The following is an 18,967-nucleotide window of genomic DNA, read 5'->3' as shown; positions in this document are numbered from 1 at the left end:
CATTCTTCTGGAATGGAGGCCGTTCATATTATGTTGTTAAGTTTCAGGATATTTTTGAAAAAATGCATAAAGACCAACTGAGGCTGGTGAACGAAGTGAAAAAAATCCTTTATATCTCAACCTTGAGCAGAACCATCAATTCTTTTTTAGTACCTCATATTGAAAAGCTTATAAATGAAGGCAATGTCGTCGACTGTGCGTGTTCAATCGATGAAGAAGCCGATCAAAACCTGGCCAATCTCGGGGTCAGGTTTTTTGATGTTCCTTTTACCCGGAACCCGTTACATCCCGAGAACGTGAAGGCTTTTTTTGACCTGATGAAGATCCAGAATCAATTCAACTACGATATCGTCCATGTTCATACGCCAATCGCCGCCTTGTACGGGAGGCTTCTAAAGCTTAGATTCCCAAAACTGAAAACAATTTACACGGCCCATGGGTTCCACTTTTATAAGGGAGCGCCGCTCGTCAATTGGGGGATTTATTACCCTATCGAAAAGGTGATGGCTCGCTATACGGACACGATCATTACGATGAACACTGAAGATTATGAGCGGGCAAAGAGGTTCAAGGTGAAGGGAACTCATCTGGCCAATGGGGTTGGCGTAAAATTAGCTTCTTATCGTGCTGATTTATATGATCGAAATGAGGTCAGAAGGACTCTAAACTTAAACGAGGATGATTTCGTCATCATCATGATTGCTGAAGTGAACAATAATAAGAATCATAAACAGATGATCGAGGCTGTGGACATTCTTAAGCAAAAAGGAATCCATGTACAAGTGATTTGTGCCGGTGATGGCCCGCTTCTTGAGAGACTTAAAATGGAGCTGACGGAAAGGGAGTTAGAGGACCGGATTCATTTCCTGGGGAATCGGGATGATATAACCGCGCTGATAACAGCGAGTGATCTTGGCATCCTCATGTCTTACCGGGAAGGGCTGCCTAGAAATATCATGGAATTGATGGCCTGCAGGAAACCAGTAATCGGAACAAGGATTAGAGGGATTCGTGATTTAGTTGAAGATAAGGTGAGCGGATTTTTAGTAAATGTTGGGGATGCGGCTGAAACAGCCCAAAGAATAGAAGTGCTTTACCGGAACAGAGATTTTTTAGAGAAAATAGGCTCGAATGCCTATGAATCTATTAAACAATATGATGTTAAACAAGTGATTGGTCAGCTTATGGAGATCTATGGGTTAAACAATCAACAAAATGAGCAAATGTTTACAAAAACAATTTCATAAAGGTGTTCGTATGGAAAATAAACTGACTCAGGAACATTATGTACTATTTAGTCCGCAAAATATCCTTATTTTGACCATGGTTTTGTTTTTTGGTTTCACATCACTAAGGTTCGGTGCATTTGGCCTTGGAGAGCTGCTTTTATTATTTTTTTGTCTGAACGAGCTAGTTGGCAAGAAGAAAATCCTGGTATCGTTTCACCATCATTTCTTTTCTTTATTTTGGGTCGCCTTTCTGTGTTTCATGACATTCGGCTATGCGGTCAATACCTTTTTAGGAATCGCGCCCCAAGATGTGAAATTCGATTATCAGGCCTATGTAGTAATCTTATTTTTATGTTTTACATTTGAAACCTTCCTTAAAAAGAGCAATTTTGCCAGCCTATACAGTTTAGTGCGTTTTCTTTATTTCGGCGGATTATTTGTAATAGGCACGTTGTTTTTTATCTATCTGCGAGGCAGGACTGTTTTATTGGGGTTTAGTTTAACATATGGGGGGGCTGACATTTTTTCTCCATTTGCTAATGATTACCACCAATTTGCCTACTTCATCGCTCCCTTTCCATTTATCGGGTTGTATATCATGACCATTGAAAAACAAATGACAGTAAAAATCCTGGCTTTAGCAGGGATTGTTCTAAGTGTTTTCATAGGATTGTCAACGACTTCTTCTACATTGGTGGCGGCGTGGGCGATTGCAACTCTCATTTTTTGTATAGTTATGACAGTGAAATCTGTTCATAAACTACATCGTTCTTATGGCCTTATTATTGCGTTATTCTGCATCCTTCTTCTCGTTTTATTGTTCAATTCCGAATTGATTCTTATCTTCATCAATGATTTCTTTCATGGTGATACCAATGGAGAGAATAGGCTTGTCATTTGGAGCAATGCCATTAAAGCCTGGCTTTATTCGCCCATTTTCGGCCTGGGTCCCGGCTCATATTCCGGTGACGATGTATTTGATGGGTATGAAGCTCATAATTCTTTTCTGCAAATACTTACCCAAGGCGGAATCGCCGGGGGATTAGCGTATATCCTTATGGTTACAAAATTAACGAAAAACACCTATGTGAATACCTTTATCTTATGTTCGGTCATTTCTTTAATCGTGTATGGCTTTGGGATTAATGATTTACGCCGAACGGTACTCTGGTTCTACTATATTCTGTTTTATTTTCTAGTTCTAAAAAGCAAAGGGGAAACAAGTTGATGGGCACTCCTTTTTTATCGATTGTCATTCCGGTATTCAATGCTGAAAGAACCATCAGCCGTGCCATTGGCAGTATTTTATCCCAGGATTTCATGGGTATCGAAATCATCGTGATCAATGACGGTTCCACTGACCGCAGCCATGAAATCTGCCAAGATATCGCTCGAAATGAACCAAGAATAAAGCTTTTCTCCATAGAAAATTCAGGTGTCAGCTATGCAAGGAATGTAGGAATTGAGCAAGCACAAGGTAAGTATATTACATTCCTGGATGCGGATGACTTTTATGTAGAAACAGCACTTAAACAAATGGCAGCAAGCTTAACCCCAAACATCGAACTGATGATCTTCGGTTACAATGTCGATTTTGAAAATAAATACAGCGATTGTTTACTGCCGAGTGAACAGATGCTCACTTTTCATGACCAACATAGATTCAGGGATTATGCCGTTTCATTAATACGAAATGAAATGATTAACGCTCCTTGGAATAAGGTTTATTTAACTAGCTACTTAAAAGAAAAGGAAATAAAGTTCCCGGCAGATTTAAACATTGGGGAGGATTTAAAGTTCAATCTAGCTGTCATTAGAGATATTGAACACGTAAAAATTTTAAATCTGGCATTCGTAAACTATTGTGTAAAAAAAGGAGAAGGGCTTGTGTCACGTTTTCGGTTAAACCGATTTGATGTTCGATATGACCTCCTAATGGAAATTAGGAATCTCCTATCTTACTGGGGAATATTAAAAAAAAATCAAGCTATGATCGATCGGTTTTTAATCCGGGACATCATGGCTTATTTTATGGATTTTTACAAAAGGAATTGTCAGTTAACTTATCAACGAAAATTAGAATTGATTAGAGATATTTTGAGTCGAAAAGAAATAAGAGAAGTTATTGCTAAAAATCATCCCTATGATTTTTCAACAATAGTTATTGAACAAATTTTAAAAACAAATAACAGTAAATTCATACTATTTTTGGCCAAAATTCTAAATATAAAGAGAGTGCTAAGATGAAAATAAGTGTTATCGTGGCTGCATATAACGTTGAAGCATATATTGAAAAATGTCTTGAATCGATTATTTCTCAAACATATAAAAACCTGGAGATTATAGTCGTCAATGACGGTTCTTCTGACAATACACTTAAGCTGATAAAAAAAAGTTCTAGTTCTGATAATAGAATAACGTTAATTAATAAACCCAATGGAGGATTAAGCTCAGCCCGAAACGCTGGGTTAGATATTGCAACAGGAAACTTTATTGGTTTTGTAGATGGGGATGACTACATTGCAAACGATATGTATGAAGTATTAATAAATAATCTGATAAAAACTTCTGCGGATATTTCAATTTGTAATCTTCAAAGAGTTTTCAAGGGTGGTGAAGTATATTTTGAGAAATATCCTTCTGGTGATTTAGTCATTCTAAATAACATTGAGGGTATGAGGTCACTATTGGAGGCAAATACCATTCATCATTATGCAGTTGATAAATTATATAGAAGGGCTTTATTTGATGGAGTCCGGTATCCCGAAGGTAAAATATTCGAGGATGTATTTACAACATATAAAGTTTTTGCAAAATCAAATAGGACGGTTTACAGTGACGCAGCAAAATATTATTACGTTCAAAGAGCAGATAGTATTCTTCGTAACAGTTTCAGAAAAAAAAAGCTGGAATACCTTGAAGCCATTGAAGAAATGACAATTTTTATAAACCAGTATTATAAAGATTTATTAGAATATACTAAATTTTATTATGCATATGGGAGCTGCGGACTTTTAATCGAACTATTAAGATATAATTATAAATTTCCGGAAAATGAATTTTATACGATTGGTAAGCTGCTTACAAGAAATGTTAGAAAAAGTTCTTTCATTATGCTCAAAACTAAAGACGTTTCAAAAATTTATAAAATACTCAGTATATGTTCTTTATTGGGTTATGGATTTTGTAAAACATTCATTAGTAATAAAATAATTATGGGCTATTTTTACAAGGAGAAGGAGCTATTTTAATGAGTACAAATGTATTAGTAAGTATAATCTTACCAATATATAACTCTGAAAAATATCTAGTTCATACAATAGAGAGTGTACTAAACCAGTCACATAAAGAAATAGAAGTCATACTGGTTGACGATGGATCAATAGACAATAGTTTACAGATATGCAAACAGTATGAGAGTTCGGATAATAGGGTTAAGGTATATAAAAAAGAAAATGGAGGGGTTTCGGCTGCCCGTAACTTTGGATTAAATATGGCTGGAGGAAAATATATTCGGTTTGTTGATTCTGATGATCTCTTACCTGAAGAGTCAACAAGTAAATTAGTTGAGGCAGCTGAGCAACAGAATGCTCAAGTTGTAATTGGAGGATTCGAGGAAAGAAAATACTTAAAAAAATCTAAAGTTATTCTTGAGAGATTCAATGGAGGGGAAGAAGTTTTTTCTTCAGAAGAGTTTGCAACCAAGTATTTAATGTTAAAAAGGAATAAAGTGATAAATGCACCCTGGAATAAACTATATTGTCGGACCTTCTTAGAGGAAAAGAATATCTTATTTGATGCTGGTATGACATTAGGAGAGGACTTACTCTTTAACTTAAGCTGTTTTAGGGAATCAGAAAAGATTATTACTATATTGGATATTGTATATATTTACATGGTCAGACCCGGTCAGGGCCTCTCACAAAAATATTATGAGAATAAATTTGAATTAGTTAGTAAATTGTTAGAATCTGAAATGGAATTCACAAAAATATTTGGGGTTAACATTAAAGAATATGTCATTACCAACAAGATCAATGAATGTATTTACCATATTGAAAGTATCATTGGAAATCAGAATATCCCATTTTCAAAAAAAAAGAAACTTATAAAACAAGAGACGGAGTTGTGGGGGCTCGGTAAGAATTTTGAAAACGTTAAAATAAGCCGGTACAATACCATACTCCTTCGCTTTTTAGTGTCTAATAATCTTTATGGGGTTATATTTCTGAACAAAGTAAAAGTAATACTTAAGACATTAAATTATTGATAGCCGTGGTGAACCATGAAAAGAATATTGTTCGTACTAGAAGCTGTCGAATTCGGAGGAGTAGAAAAATCCTTAATTGATATTATAAAAGTATTAATCAATAAGGATACAGACATAACGGTTATGTCAATCTACAAATGCGAAAAATTAAAGAAACAATTGCCTGAGGGAACAAAATATCAATATCTTTTTGATAAGGGGCATATATTTATCAATCGATTTTTCAAAATTTTCTCCTCAGAAATACTTTCGTTTTTCTTTATAAGAAAAAAATATGATTATATTGTCTCTTATCAAGAAGGTATACCGACCAAACTTGTTTCGGGTATTAGAAATATGAAAATTAAAAAATACTGCTGGCAGCATAATGATCCTTTATACAATGATAATAATTTGTATTATTTCATAAACAAAAAGAAATTGATTAGGTATTTAATGAATTTTGACAAATGTATTAGTGTATCGAACTATATTAAAAATCAATACAGGAGCTATCTATATGAAAAAATAAATAGCAAAGTAACCTATAACTTAATTGATGATAAGAATGTTATCAGTTTATCAAAAAAGGGATCTCCAAACACAATTCCATTTAAGGACGGATTCAAATTTTGCTGTATTGGAAGATTGTCGGAAGAAAAAATGTTTTTCTCTGTAGTATCAGCAGTTAAAAAAATCAGAGATGAAAATTACGATGTCAATTTAACGATAATCGGGTCAGGCCCCGAAAAAAGTAAGTTAGTAGAAGAAATTAGAACGAACAACTTGGAAAAACATGTGAAGATCTTGGACTTTGTAGAAAATCCTTATATATACATGAAGGACAGTGATGCAATTGTTTGTAGTTCAAAAGTGGAATCCTTTGGTTTAGTAGTCGCTGAAGCAATGGTTTTAAACAAACGTATCCTTTCAACAAGGTGTGGAGGACCAGAGGAATTGATGAAAGACTATCCATATGGTGTATTAGTCCATTCGGCAGAGGAGATTTATAGCGGGTTCCATAAAATAATGAACATAGAAATGAACGAAAATGGGAAAGATTTTGGTAACTATCCGTTTTTTAAGACGAATGTAAAACAAGATATTATTGAATTATTTAGTTAAGATCGTTTTTTACATTTCCACATAATCCGATTCAAGAGCCCTAAACATAAAGTATAGGGCTTTTCTTAATGAGTTAACTGAAGGAGAAAATATAGGAATGTGGTTATCGTGGGAGGGAATGACCATGAAAAACATGTTAGTTAGTATAAATTGTATTACCTACAACCATAAAGATTATATAGCAGATGCGATAGAAAGCTTTTTAATGCAAAAAACAAATTTTGACTTTGAAATATTAATCCATGACGATGCCTCTACAGATGGAACAGCGGATATCATTAGAGAATATGAACGGAAATATCCAGAGACCATTAAACCAATCTATCAGGCTGTTAATCAATATTCGTTAGGGAAAAAAAATTTGATGCGTAATGGTGAACGAGCCGCAGGAAAATATACTGCGATTTGTGAAGGGGACGACTTTTGGATAGATCCTTATAAACTCCAAAAACAGGTGGACTTTATGGAAAAGCACCCTGAATGCAGTTTATGTGTTCATGCAGCAACTATTGTATCAGGATCAGATAAGAAAATAAAATCAGTGAGCAGGCCAAACAAAGGGGGAAGAATTTTTACGGCAGAGGAAGTAATTGAGCGAGGTGGAAACCTTTTTATGACAAATTCAATGTTATATCCCACCAGGTTTGCATATGATATTCCTGATTTTTTAAAAAACGCTCATGTTAGTGATTATCCATTAGCTATTCATTTAGCATTAAAGGGCACTGTCTATTATTTGGATGAATATATGTCAGCTTATCGGGTAGGAGTTAGCGGTTCATGGTCGGAACGGACGCTTTCTAGTGTTGAGAATTATAAAAAGCACCTTGACAAAATTGCAATTATGCTAAATGAAATAAATCAATATACAGGTTTTAAATATGAGGATCTTATCAAAAGGACTATAAAACGTAATCAGTTTGATCTCTTATTGGAGCAAGGAAAATATAAAGAAGCTTTTATAGATGAATTCAGGTTTATATTTTCTGAATTTACATATAAGACAAAGTTAAGGTGGTTTTTACAATGGCACTTTCCTAGAGTCTTAATATCATTGATTAGAATAAAAAGGAAATTACATTTATGAACACAGAAGTGACAAAGTCCAAAATCATTTCTTCTTTGTTTTGGAAGTTCATGGAACGAGGTGGGGTACAAGGAATACAATTTGTCGTATCCATTGTGTTAGCTCGTATACTGAGTCCGGAGGAATTCGGAAAACTGACGCTTATTGCAATTTTTATTACAATTTCTGGGGTTCTTGTACAAGGTGGCTTTAATACCGCATTGATTCAAAAGAAAGATGCTGATGAAGTTGATCTTTATTCTGTATTTTACTTAAACTTAGTCCTTTCCAGTATTCTATATTTTGCTCTATTTTTTACTGCTCCGTTTTTAGGTTTATTATTTGAAGACCCCCAATTAATAATCTTGTTAAGGGTTTTGTCATTATCTTTGTTTTTTGGCGCTTTTAATTCAATTCAGAATGTCATTGTCCAGAGAAACATGGAATTTAAAAAACTGTTCTTCAGCAGTCTAGGTGCAATTATGATTTCTGGGCCAGTCGGTATCGTAATGGCATATACTGGTTTTGGTATATGGGCATTGATTGGGCAGCACTTGACCAATCAGTTAGTCATTACCATCATTTTGTGGATGGTAGTAAACTGGAGGCCTAAACTACTGTTTTCATTAAATAAGGTAAAACGATTATTTTCATTTGGCTGGAAAATACTGGTCTCTGGATTGATTGATACATTGTACAACAATTTAAGAGGTCTCATGATAGGGAAATTGTTTAGCCCGGCAATGCTCGGTTTTTATAATAGAGGCGAGCAGTTTCCAAGTGTAATTATAATCAACATAAATGGGTCCATTCAATCTGTCATGCTGCCAGCCTTAGCGTTGAATCAAGACGACAGACCTAAAGTGAAAAGTATGATGCGGAGATCGATTGTAACAAGCTCTTTTATCATTTTTCCAATGATGGTGGGTCTGGCTGTTATTGCGGAACCGCTAGTGAAAATATTACTTACAGAAAAATGGCTTCCTGCTGTTCCATTCCTGCAAATTTTCTGTGCATCATATGCTTTATGGCCAATCCATACGGCTAATTTGCAGGCTATTAACGCGTTAGGAAGAAGCGATATCTTTTTGAAATTGGAAATTATTAAGAAAATAGTTGGGGTTATCATCCTGATTATTACCATTCCCTTTGGTGTGTATGCTTTGGCGTTAGGTGTCTTGGCAGGAGGCATCATTTCCAGTTTTATAAATGCTTACCCAAATTTAAAGTTGCTGAATTATAGTTTTCTCGAGCAATGGAAAGATATTATACCTTCACTTATTCATTCACTCATTATGGGGGCTTGTGTATATAGTATACAATTTTTTGGGGTTCCCTTGCTCCTTACAGTAATGCTTCAAATAACTGTTGGCATTATTGTATATATTGGTTTAGCCATTATTTATAAGAATGAATGTTTTACATATTTACAATTAACAGGTAAAGAGTTTTTAAAAGAAAAAAAACGAGTTAGTAAAATTAGACTAGGGAGAATGTAAGTGTGGACTAACATGTTCTTGGGAAAAGATGTACCTTGCTAATTTTTCACCAACGGATGATACCGGTGAGCGGACTGAAACAAACAATAGTCAAAAAACACCTATTTTTGATCAATTAAACCAATTTTGAAAGGATGTTCACATGAATATACTCCTTACTTCTGTGGGCAGGCGAAGTTACCTAATAACCTATTTTAAAGAAGCGTTGGGGGAAAAGGGTGAAATACATGTATCCAATAGTTCCGATGTAACACCAGCTTTTTCTTACGCGGACCATTCTACGATAACCCCCTTTATATATGAAGAGAATTATATACCATTTTTATTAAACTATTGTATAGAGAAAAAGATTGATGCGATTATATCACTGTTTGATATTGATTTGCCTATTTTATCGGCAAATAAATCGTTATTTGAGGAAGTTGGAACTCGTGTCATCGTCTCTTGTGAGTCTGTGATAAACATTTGTAATGATAAACTAGAAACTTATTATTTTTTAAAGAAAAATGGCTTCAACGTCCCGAAGACTTATCATTCATTGACTGACGTCCTTCATGCATTAAGGAATAATGAAATTCACTTTCCAGTCATCATAAAGCCACGTTGGGGGATGGGGTCTATAGGTGTTTTTGAAGCGGAAACCGAGTTGGAGCTAAAGGTTTTATTTAACAAAACCATTTCAAATATTAAAAACAGCTACTTAAAATATATGGCGAATGGAAGCCTGGTTACTAGTGTGTTAATACAAGAAAAACTTATGGGCCAAGAGTATGGCCTGGATGTTATTAATGACCTGAATGCCCGATATCAAAACACGATTGTAAAGAAAAAGTTTTCCATGCGTTCAGGAGAGACTGACTGTGCAGAGACAGTGGATTACCCCATTTTAAAATCGCTGGGTAAATCAATAAGTGAACGGCTTCAGCATATTGCTAACTTAGACATTGATGTTTTCATGAGTAATGATACTCCGTTTATTTTAGAAATGAACGCCAGGTTCGGTGGTGGATATCCTTTTAGCCATATGGCAGGAGTAAACCTACCATTAGCGATTGTAAAGTGGATCCGGGGAGAAGCAGCTTCAAAGTCTTTGATTGAAGAAAAATATGGGGTTATCGGACATAAGGATATTAATGTTATTCATTTAAAAAAATATGAAATTGCTAAAACAACCTAATTCGGGGAATCTCAAAAGTTGGAAAATAATTTGTTTAGTTTAGAAGACGTATATAGGGCGACTGTAAATTCTTCAATCGGATTTTAGTCGTTTTTTTAATGGAGCATATTATATGAATTGGGGTTGAATCATGAAGCCTATCCAAGTAACCCAATCCTCTATGCCTTCTTTTGAGGAGTATGTTGCGGAAATTAAAGATATATGGGAAAGCCGCTGGCTGACAAATATGGGGGACAAACACAAACAATTGGAATCACAGTTAGCACACTATTTAAATACTCCAAATGTGACTCTGTTTACGAATGGCCATCTTGCATTGGAAAGTACGGTTGCTGCTTTTAATCTAACCGGTGAAGTTATTACGACTCCCTTTACGTTTGCTTCTACAACCCATGCGATTGTAAGGAACGGTTTGACCCCCGTTTTTTGCGACATTCATGCAGAAGATTACACAATCGATGTCAGTAAACTTGAACCGTTAATAACTGAAAAAACATCTGCGATTCTGCCAGTTCATGTGTATGGGAATATTTGCAATGTCCGGGAGATTGAAACAATCGCAAAAAAATATCATCTCAAGGTGATTTATGATGCGGCCCATGCTTTCGGAGTTACGGTAGATGGTGAGGGAGTTGCCAACTTTGGGGATGCTTCAATGTTTAGTTTTCACGCTACAAAAGTTTTTCACACCATTGAGGGCGGAGCGGTAACGTATCGGGAATCCAATCTAAGAAAAACGCTGAATGAAATCAAGAATTTTGGGATAACGGGACCGGAGTCGGTTGACATTATTGGTGGGAATGCCAAGATGAATGAATTTCAGGCAGCCATGGGGATTTGTAATCTACGTAACATCAATCGGGAAATCTTGAGAAGAAAGGCAGTCGCGGAAAGATACCTTGAAAACCTCAAGGATGTAAAAGGGATTAAGCTGGTTCAGCGACAGAAAGGTGTGAAAAGCAATTACGCTTATTTCCCAGTGTTGTTCGAGGATTATAAAATGAGCCGTGATGAAGTGTATGCATTATTAAAGGAACATCATATTCATGCCCGGAAATACTTTTATCCGTTAACAAATAGCCTTGATTGTTATCAAGATCGGTTTGAGCCTGGTGAAACACCGGTTGCTAATTATATAGCTGAAAGAGTTTTAACACTGCCCCTTTATCCAGATTTACCAATTGAAGATGTTGATCGAATTTGTCAGATGATCATTGAAGGTGATCCCAGAGAACGGGATCATTTTTTATTTTCCGATAAGAGGGAGAACGAATTAATACTTTAATAAATTCCATCAAAAAACCTGTATAAGAAGGGAGTTTAACAAGTGAAGGGGATTATCCTGGCAGGAGGAAATGGAACGAGACTTTATCCGTTAACCATGGTTACGAGCAAACAGTTGTTGCCAGTGTATGATAAGCCAATGATTTATTATCCTCTTTCGACTTTAATGCTTGCTGGCATAAAAGACATCTTAATTATTTCAACTCCGGAGGATACAAAAAGGTTTGAATCTTTGTTAGGCAATGGCTCGCAATTCGGCATCACCCTTGAGTATAGAGAACAACCAAGCCCGGACGGTTTAGCCCAGGCTTTTTTAATTGGCGAAGATTTCATTGGTGAAGATTCCGTTGCAATGATTTTAGGCGATAATATTTTCTATGGCCAAGGGTTTACCAAAATATTAGAACGTGTGGCAAAACGATCTGAAGGTGCGACAGTGTTTGGATATAATGTGAAAGATCCTGAACGTTTCGGGGTCGTGGAGTTTGATGAAATGGGCAAGGCTATTTCAATAGAAGAAAAACCGTTAAATCCGAAGTCATCATTCGCTGTCACTGGCCTTTATTTTTATGACAATGATGTAGTCGAAATTGCTAAATCTGTTAAACCGTCTGCTCGCGGCGAACTCGAAATTACGTCTATTAATGAAGAATATTTGCGAAGGGGAAAACTTAAGGTTGAGTTATTGGGCAGGGGATTTGCCTGGCTGGATACGGGGACACATGAATCATTGCTCGAAGCATCGACTTTTATAGAAATCGTTGAAAGGCGCCAAAGCTTAAAGGTCGCATGTTTAGAAGAAATTGCATTCCGAAAAGGATATATTTGCATGGAAAGATTAATAGAGTTGGCAAAACCTTTGCGTAAAACTGAGTATGGGAAATACCTGTTGAGTTTAGCTAATCAAGCTGCATTTGAAAACAATTTAGTCGAAGCCCAATAAAAAAATGGTTAAGGTATCGTGTTGACAGTACTTAAAGAAGGTGAAAAAATGGCTCGGAAAAAAATCCTTGTAACTGGCGGAGCTGGTTTTATAGGAGGGAATTTTGTTCAATACATGGTGAACAAGTACCCTGCATATGATATTTATAATCTTGATTTATTAACGTACGCTGGTGACTTAACGAAGCACCGGAATATTGAAAGCAGAGACAACTACTTCTTTATAAAAGCGGATATTGCCGACCCTGACACGATGATCCCGCTTTTTGATAAGGAGCGGTTTGATTATGTCGTCCATTTTGCCGCTGAAAGCCATGTGGACCGTTCAATTACCGACCCGGGAGTATTTGTCCGGACGAATGTATTAGGGACACAAGTCTTGCTGGAAGCTTCAAAACGTATTGGTTTGAGTAAATTTATCCATGTGTCTACTGATGAAGTATATGGGGAATTGGATTTCGACCCAAACACATTTTTTACTGAAGACACGCCGCTCCAACCAAATAGTCCTTATAGTGCAAGTAAAGCTTCATCCGATTTACTGGTCAGGGCTTACTATGAAACGTATGGGCTGCCGATGAATATAACGCGTTGTTCCAATAACTATGGACCATATCAATTTCCAGAGAAGCTGATACCTCTAACCATTTCACGTCTTCTTACGAATGAAAAGGTTCCCATCTATGGCGACGGCAAGAATATTCGGGATTGGCTGCATGTATCGGACCATTGTAGCGCAATAGACCTTATTCTGCATGAGGGCGGGAATGGAGAAATTTATAATGTAGGCGGATATAATGAGCTGTCAAATCTAGAGATTGTCAAAATGATCATGGCGATTCTAGGTAAATCAGAAGGTTTTATAGAATTTGTTCCTGATCGTTTAGGCCACGATAAGCGTTACGCGATTAACCCGGCTAAATTGGCGGAATTAGGCTGGAAACCGGCCTATACGTTCGAAAATGGAATTGGCCAGACAATTCTTTGGTATCTTGAGAATAAACAATGGTGGGAAGGCATATTAAATGGAGAGTACGAACATTATTTCAGCAAACAATACGTCTCATTGAAAAATGGGTAACCCGAAAACGTAATACATGAGGTGTAAAATGAAAAGATTAGTAGACCTGGTATTATCCATTTTGGGTCTTATTTTGTTTTTCCCGTTCATTTTGTTGACTGCCGTATTGATAAGGATAAAACTAGGGTCGCCAATCCTATTTAAACAAGAACGCCCTGGGTTAAATGGGGAAATCTTTCAGCTTTATAAATTTCGTACAATGACGGATGAGCGAGATCAGCAAGGAAGGTTATTACCGGATCAAGAAAGGTTAACATCTTTTGGCAAAATGGTCAGAAGTTTTAGCCTTGATGAGTTCCCACAGCTTATTAACGTAATCAAGGGTGAGATGAGTTTAATTGGTCCAAGGCCCTTACTCTCTGAATATTTGTCATTATATAGTGAAGAACAGGCCAAACGCCATTTAGTAAAACCAGGGATAACCGGTTGGGCGCAAGTAAATGGCAGAAATGCTTTGACATGGGAAGAAAAGTTTAAGTTGGATGTTTGGTACGTCCAGAATCAAAGTTTTTATTTGGATTTAAAAATTTTATTTCTGACCATGAAGAAGGTACTCATTTCAGAGGGAATAAGTAATCAAAACCATGTAACCATGCCAGACTTTCAGGGGAATTCTAAAATAAGCAGCTAGCATCGTATGAGTAGCGCAGCCATTTCATTTTCTAAACAACTATCGATATCGTCACTGGTCGATAGTTTTTTTGTTTCCTTATACATTAACGGAGGGCTGTAAAATGGAGAATCATAAAGAAAAAATCTATCTCTCTCCACCGCATATGAGTGGAGAGGAGCAAGTTTATATCGACAGTGCATTTGATTCGAACTGGATTGCACCATTAGGTCCAAACGTTGATGCTTTTGAAAGGGAAATTTCCTCCTACCTTGGAGTGAATGCCGCTGCCGCAGTAAGTTCGGGGACCGCAGCAATTCATTTAGCTCTGCAATTATTGGAGGTTGGCCCTGGGGACCGGGTCTTTTGTTCAACATTTACTTTCGTGGCGAGTGCGAACCCAATACTTTATCAAGGTGCCGAACCTGTATTTATTGATTCCGAACCCGAAACCTGGAATATGTCCCCTCAGGCATTGGAAAGGGCTTTAAAGGAGGCAGAGCAAGAAGGAAATTTCCCAAAAGCGGTCATTGTCGTTCATCTATATGGGCAAAATGCAAAAATGGACGAAATCCTTCGATTGTGCAGCGAATATGACGTTCAGGTTATTGAGGATGCCGCAGAATCGCTCGGGTCCACTTATCAAGGAAAAGCGAGCGGTACATTAGGAGCTTTTGGCATCTATTCGTTTAATGGCAATAAAATTATCACGACGTCTGGTGGCGGAATGTTAGTGTCCAATGACGAGGGTGCGATGAATAAAGCCCGCTTCCTCGCTACACAAGCGAAGGACGCTGCTCCCTATTACCAACACAGTGCGATTGGATATAATTATCGGATGAGTAATATCCTGGCGGGCGTTGGCAGGGCCCAATTACAAGTTCTGGAGGACAGGGTAGGGGCCAGACGCTCCATATTTAACGAATACGTGATGCATTTATCCGGACTGCCTGGTATTACATTTATGAATGAACTGGAAAACAGCCGCTCTAACCGCTGGCTGACGACGTTATTGATTGATGAAAAGACAGCTGGTATTTCTAATAAGGCATTGTTAGAGGTGTTGAATGAAGAGAATATTGAAGCAAGGTATTTATGGAAACCGCTTCATTTACAGCCGCTGTTTAAAGATACTTCCTATTATCCTCATAGCGAATGCCATCATGTCGCAGAAGAATTGTTTCAAAAGGGGATTTGCCTTCCTTCTGGGTCATCAATGGCAAAAGAACAACAGATGAGAGTCATAAACTGCATAAGCCATTCAATTAAAGTAAACTCACTCCGTTTATCAGGGTGATTCAACCGTCAATTCATACGTTAAGCTTTAAGTGGGCCTGCTGCTAACGAATGATTACGGGAAAATCCGTTAACTTTAACAGTCATTGTATAAAGGAGGCAGGATATTGCCCAGTAAGCATCAAATCATCCTTTTTTTATTTATATTACTAACGCTTACAATTGTTTTTAAGGACTACATTCACTCTATTGGGAATAAAAAACAGGATTTTTTGAGTACAATCAATCTTTCTCCAGACAAACGCCATTCTGGGACTTCCCGTGTCTTTTTAACGATGGATGCACCTAGTTACAACCTAAATAAAGGGCAAACGATTCGGCCGTCTGTAACTGCTCATTACCCGGATGGATCTGAAAAAAATGTGACAAAGGAAAGCCGTTATTCAACATCCAACGAAAGAGTTGCAACTGTGGACAAAAGTGGAGGTATTTTTGCCGAGGTGCCAGGTTTTGCGACCCTTACAGTAACATACGAAGATGTGGCTAAGACGATACCGATAGCAGTCAATTGGACATCCTTACAAGTGAATGTCAAAGACTATGGGGCATCTGGAAACGGGAAGCGTGATGATACGAATGCCTTTCAGGAGGCAATCGACGCTGTGGCAAAAAAAGGCGGCGGGGAAGTATATGTGCCAAAAGGAACATATAGTTTACACCCACTATTCTTAAAGTCGAACGTCAACTTGGTGGGAGAAAGCCGTGACTCAGTCCTACTTAAATTATCCAAACGGGCACCGGATGATTTTACCCGCTTGGTGAATCTGGAAAGTGTCAGTAATGTGAAGATCCAGAATATCACCTTTGATGGCAATGCGAAAAAACATCCGAAAGGCATAGAACATATGCACGGGGTTTTTGCGTGGGACAGCAAGAATATCTTGATTGATAATAACAGGATGATCAATGCGGTTGGAGATGGGATTTCCATTTCAGGATCGACTGAAACAAGCGATCATGTGATTATTTCAAATAATATATTAGAAAATAACCGGCGTTCAAATATCGTTCTTGAACAAGTTAACAATCTGCAAATTTTCAATAATGTCAGTACTTCAAAGGCCGGGCGCCCTGCTCTTCATTTTGAACCTTGGGAAGAAATGTCTTTCTATAATGCGAAGATTTGGGATAACATCTTTAGCTCGAATACTGAAGGTTATTGTGTCCAACTGGAAGGCGGGCAGGGGGAAGGCAATTTCTTTCATGATGTTGATTTTTACAATAACGATATATATTGTCCGGCTGGCCAATTCCTTGTGATGGAAACAAAAAACGGAAAGGTCCACGATAATCTGTTTAAGGTTGGGGCCATATTTGTTTGGATCAAAAATGAAGACCTAAAAATCCATAATAATGAGATTGATTCCGAAAGAGGAGTCACAATTGAAGGAACGTGGGGAGTCTTGTCAAAAAGAACTCGCATTTTTGACAATGATATTTCTACGAAAGAAAATGGGATACACATTACCGCGGGAGCCCAGGATACAACAATCATGCGGAACCGTTTTCGAGGATCGGGACATTCGGGGGTCCGTTTTTTTGCATCAGAAACAGATATATCGAATACAACCATTTCAAATAATCAATTTAAAAATTTTGAGTATGGTATTTTTACTGACTATAACTTTTATGATAACAAGCGAATCGATGGCCTGGTGGTTCTCGATAATACATTTTTGGATTTTGCCGGGTACGCACTCTTTATTAAAGGAATAACCCGGAATGTAAAAATGAAAAACAATATTGTAAAAAATGCTTCGGGTGTTGAGATTATTGCAAATGATCGCCTCATGGAAAATATTGAAATCAGGAATAATGAAATTTCAGGAGGAAAAAGGGGCATAACCAAAACTGAATCCGGAACCGGGGCGATAAAAGGGTTAACCATTTCGGGCAATCAAATTTCTGATTTGACAGAGTAGAACGAAGGGTTTCCTAATGTGTCCGTATGTATGGTTTAGTTTTTTGTCTAATTCTTTTCTATCATTAGCGGCTGTTTTATCTGTCCTTACATGGAGAAGCCGATCTATCAAAGTACTATGAACCTAAAAATATTCCACTTCGTTATCACTTCCACAGACATTTTGTAAAAAGGGGATGAACACACTGATGTTAATCGACAGCCATTTACAATCCATTTTGGCACAAAAAATCCCTTTTAAGTTAAAAATAATGTCTAAATACTTCCTTTCCGACAAAGATTTTTACCCAAGCGTAGCAGAAGAGGAAGAAAAAATCTTTGTTGCCATTGCGGCTGATTATGGGAACCTCGGCGATATCGCGATAACATATGCACAAATTAATTATCTTAAGGAACAGTTCCCATATCACAAAATTATGGCCATATATGCCAATGACGTCTATCTTCTAAAAAGAATAAAAAGCTTTATCCGTTCCTCGGATATTTTGACCATTATTGGCGGGGGAAATATGGGAGACGCTTATCAGGTGTTGGAGGATAGCAGGCGCTATATCATTAAATTGTTTCCGGAAAATAAAATCATCTCATTCCCTCAATCGATCGATTTTAAGACTGTTAAATCCTTAAAAAAAAGTATAAAAGTTTATTCTAAACATCCGAATTTACACATTTTTGCAAGAGAGGCTAAATCATACGGAATCATGAAAGAAAGTTTTAAAAACAATCACGTTTATCTAGTTCCTGATATTGTCTTATCCCTAAAGAATATGGATTCAAAAGCACTGAGGGACGGCATCATCTTGTGTTTACGAAGCGATATGGAGCAAAAATTAACAAAGCAGCAGAAAGAGAGCCTAATAGAATCGATTAAACAGAAATACGCAAACGTAAATGCGTATGATACGTATATTCCTAACCTGCCAAAAGAATTGGGCAAGCAAGAATTGACGAAACTATTGGATGCTTTTAAAAAAACAAAGGTTGTGATTACTGACAGGTTACACGGAATGATATTTTGTGCCATCACAAAAACTCCCTGTGTCGTATTACCAAACAGTAATCATAAAATTGCAGGAACATATAATGAATGGTTAGCTGATTTAAAATTCATTGTTTTTACAGAGGAAACCAATCCAGAGCAAATTTTAGAATATATAAATAAGCTATATCATGACGAAAGTGATGAATTAAAAAAAGAAGTTGATTTACGTGATAAGTTTCGTCCGCTTGACGATGCGTTAAATAGTGAAAAAGTCTTTGTCAGATCCTTTCAAGAACGCTAAAGAATTTTGCTAAAGAAACGATCAGGAAGTTTATAGGATTAACAGACACAGTTGTTGGGCCGCTTTATTACAGGCTTCCTATCGGGAAATTAGGTTTAATAACCTATCTCCTTTGCGTGGATATGGATTTTATTATCTTTTTATCGTTCGGGATTATGTAAGGAAGCCAGTAGGAGAGATAACCCTCTGCTGATGGAGGATTCAG

At 37.0% G+C, this 18,967-nt stretch carries 16 protein-coding genes; all 16 read left to right on the top strand.

Annotated elements, in window-relative coordinates:
- The first annotated feature begins 62 nt into the window (after nt 1-62).
- The 16 genes from D1B31_RS04280 to D1B31_RS04205 all read left to right on the top strand — a co-directional run bounded on the left by D1B31_RS04280 (nt 63) and on the right by D1B31_RS04205 (nt 18,762).
- The gene (locus D1B31_RS04280; RefSeq protein ID WP_118919499.1) at nt 63-1,247 is read left to right on the top strand and encodes a glycosyltransferase family 4 protein; all 1,185 of its coding nucleotides are present in this window, start codon (nt 63-65) and stop codon (nt 1,245-1,247) included.
- A gap of 10 nt (nt 1,248-1,257) precedes the next feature.
- Entirely contained in the window at nt 1,258-2,457 is a 1,200-nt protein-coding gene (locus tag D1B31_RS04275) for an O-antigen ligase family protein (protein WP_158587445.1), read from the top strand.
- Nucleotides 2,457-3,476 (top strand): glycosyltransferase family 2 protein, encoded by a 1,020-nt coding sequence (locus tag D1B31_RS04270; protein WP_118919497.1) that lies wholly within the window; start codon nt 2,457-2,459, stop codon nt 3,474-3,476. The genes D1B31_RS04275 and D1B31_RS04270 overlap by 1 nt, the downstream gene beginning before the upstream one ends.
- Nucleotides 3,473-4,480 (top strand): glycosyltransferase family 2 protein, encoded by a 1,008-nt coding sequence (locus D1B31_RS04265; RefSeq protein WP_118919496.1) that lies wholly within the window; start codon nt 3,473-3,475, stop codon nt 4,478-4,480. Before D1B31_RS04270 ends, D1B31_RS04265 begins: the two co-directional genes overlap by 4 nt.
- Nucleotides 4,480-5,499: a glycosyltransferase family 2 protein gene (locus D1B31_RS04260; RefSeq protein ID WP_118919495.1), complete on the top strand. Its 1,020-nt coding sequence runs from the start codon at nt 4,480-4,482 to the stop codon at nt 5,497-5,499. Before D1B31_RS04265 ends, D1B31_RS04260 begins: the two co-directional genes overlap by 1 nt.
- A gap of 15 nt (nt 5,500-5,514) precedes the next feature.
- A complete protein-coding gene (locus tag D1B31_RS04255) occupies nt 5,515-6,603 on the top strand; it encodes a glycosyltransferase (RefSeq protein ID WP_118919494.1) in 1,089 nt (362 codons plus the stop codon).
- Between the two features lie 124 nt (nt 6,604-6,727).
- Nucleotides 6,728-7,690 (top strand): glycosyltransferase family 2 protein, encoded by a 963-nt coding sequence (locus tag D1B31_RS04250; RefSeq protein ID WP_240035159.1) that lies wholly within the window; start codon nt 6,728-6,730, stop codon nt 7,688-7,690.
- Complete coding sequence (locus tag D1B31_RS04245) at nt 7,687-9,168, top strand: lipopolysaccharide biosynthesis protein (protein WP_118919493.1); 1,482 nt, start codon at nt 7,687-7,689, stop codon at nt 9,166-9,168. Before D1B31_RS04250 ends, D1B31_RS04245 begins: the two co-directional genes overlap by 4 nt.
- Nucleotides 9,169-9,310: 142 nt before the next feature.
- The gene (locus D1B31_RS04240; RefSeq protein ID WP_118919492.1) at nt 9,311-10,345 is read left to right on the top strand and encodes an ATP-grasp domain-containing protein; all 1,035 of its coding nucleotides are present in this window, start codon (nt 9,311-9,313) and stop codon (nt 10,343-10,345) included.
- A 130-nt stretch (nt 10,346-10,475) separates the two neighbouring features.
- Nucleotides 10,476-11,630: a DegT/DnrJ/EryC1/StrS family aminotransferase gene (locus D1B31_RS04235; protein WP_118919491.1), complete on the top strand. Its 1,155-nt coding sequence runs from the start codon at nt 10,476-10,478 to the stop codon at nt 11,628-11,630.
- A 42-nt stretch (nt 11,631-11,672) separates the two neighbouring features.
- The gene (gene rfbA / locus D1B31_RS04230) at nt 11,673-12,572 is read left to right on the top strand and encodes a glucose-1-phosphate thymidylyltransferase RfbA (RefSeq protein ID WP_118919490.1); all 900 of its coding nucleotides are present in this window, start codon (nt 11,673-11,675) and stop codon (nt 12,570-12,572) included.
- Between the two features lie 48 nt (nt 12,573-12,620).
- A complete protein-coding gene (rfbB, locus tag D1B31_RS04225; protein ID WP_118919489.1) occupies nt 12,621-13,652 on the top strand; it encodes a dTDP-glucose 4,6-dehydratase in 1,032 nt (343 codons plus the stop codon).
- Nucleotides 13,653-13,680: 28 nt separating this feature from the next.
- On the top strand, nt 13,681-14,283 hold the full coding sequence (locus D1B31_RS04220; protein ID WP_275670693.1) for a sugar transferase: 603 nt from the start codon (nt 13,681-13,683) through the stop codon (nt 14,281-14,283).
- Between the two features lie 103 nt (nt 14,284-14,386).
- A complete protein-coding gene (locus D1B31_RS04215; RefSeq protein WP_118919487.1) occupies nt 14,387-15,559 on the top strand; it encodes a DegT/DnrJ/EryC1/StrS family aminotransferase in 1,173 nt (390 codons plus the stop codon).
- Between the two features lie 106 nt (nt 15,560-15,665).
- Nucleotides 15,666-17,480 (top strand): right-handed parallel beta-helix repeat-containing protein, encoded by a 1,815-nt coding sequence (locus D1B31_RS04210; protein WP_118919486.1) that lies wholly within the window; start codon nt 15,666-15,668, stop codon nt 17,478-17,480.
- A gap of 187 nt (nt 17,481-17,667) precedes the next feature.
- Entirely contained in the window at nt 17,668-18,762 is a 1,095-nt protein-coding gene (locus tag D1B31_RS04205; RefSeq protein ID WP_158587443.1) for a polysaccharide pyruvyl transferase family protein, read from the top strand.
- Nucleotides 18,763-18,967: the final 205 nt, after the last annotated feature.

It is taken from the genome of Neobacillus notoginsengisoli, from assembly GCF_003515685.1.
GTDB lineage: Bacteria > Bacillota > Bacilli > Bacillales > Cytobacillaceae > Bacillus_D > Bacillus_D notoginsengisoli.
Note: the sequence above shows the minus strand (reverse complement) of the source record. Positions and strands in the feature narration are given on the sequence as shown.

Excerpts from the sequence above, each read along its gene's own strand:
- D1B31_RS04280 (WP_118919499.1), top strand. The coding sequence starts at position 63 with ATGCATAAAGACCAACTGAGGCTGGTGAACGAAGTGAAAAAAATCCTT.
- D1B31_RS04275 (WP_158587445.1), top strand. The coding sequence starts at position 1,258 with ATGGAAAATAAACTGACTCAGGAACATTATGTACTATTTAGTCCGCAA.
- D1B31_RS04270 (WP_118919497.1), top strand. The coding sequence starts at position 2,457 with ATGGGCACTCCTTTTTTATCGATTGTCATTCCGGTATTCAATGCTGAA.
- D1B31_RS04265 (WP_118919496.1), top strand. The coding sequence starts at position 3,473 with ATGAAAATAAGTGTTATCGTGGCTGCATATAACGTTGAAGCATATATT.
- D1B31_RS04260 (WP_118919495.1), top strand. The coding sequence starts at position 4,480 with ATGAGTACAAATGTATTAGTAAGTATAATCTTACCAATATATAACTCT.
- D1B31_RS04255 (WP_118919494.1), top strand. The coding sequence starts at position 5,515 with ATGAAAAGAATATTGTTCGTACTAGAAGCTGTCGAATTCGGAGGAGTA.
- D1B31_RS04250 (WP_240035159.1), top strand. The coding sequence starts at position 6,728 with ATGAAAAACATGTTAGTTAGTATAAATTGTATTACCTACAACCATAAA.
- D1B31_RS04245 (WP_118919493.1), top strand. The coding sequence starts at position 7,687 with ATGAACACAGAAGTGACAAAGTCCAAAATCATTTCTTCTTTGTTTTGG.
- D1B31_RS04240 (WP_118919492.1), top strand. The coding sequence starts at position 9,311 with ATGAATATACTCCTTACTTCTGTGGGCAGGCGAAGTTACCTAATAACC.
- D1B31_RS04235 (WP_118919491.1), top strand. The coding sequence starts at position 10,476 with ATGAAGCCTATCCAAGTAACCCAATCCTCTATGCCTTCTTTTGAGGAG.
- rfbB (WP_118919489.1), top strand. The coding sequence starts at position 12,621 with ATGGCTCGGAAAAAAATCCTTGTAACTGGCGGAGCTGGTTTTATAGGA.
- D1B31_RS04220 (WP_275670693.1), top strand. The coding sequence starts at position 13,681 with ATGAAAAGATTAGTAGACCTGGTATTATCCATTTTGGGTCTTATTTTG.
- D1B31_RS04215 (WP_118919487.1), top strand. The coding sequence starts at position 14,387 with ATGGAGAATCATAAAGAAAAAATCTATCTCTCTCCACCGCATATGAGT.
- D1B31_RS04205 (WP_158587443.1), top strand. The coding sequence starts at position 17,668 with ATGTTAATCGACAGCCATTTACAATCCATTTTGGCACAAAAAATCCCT.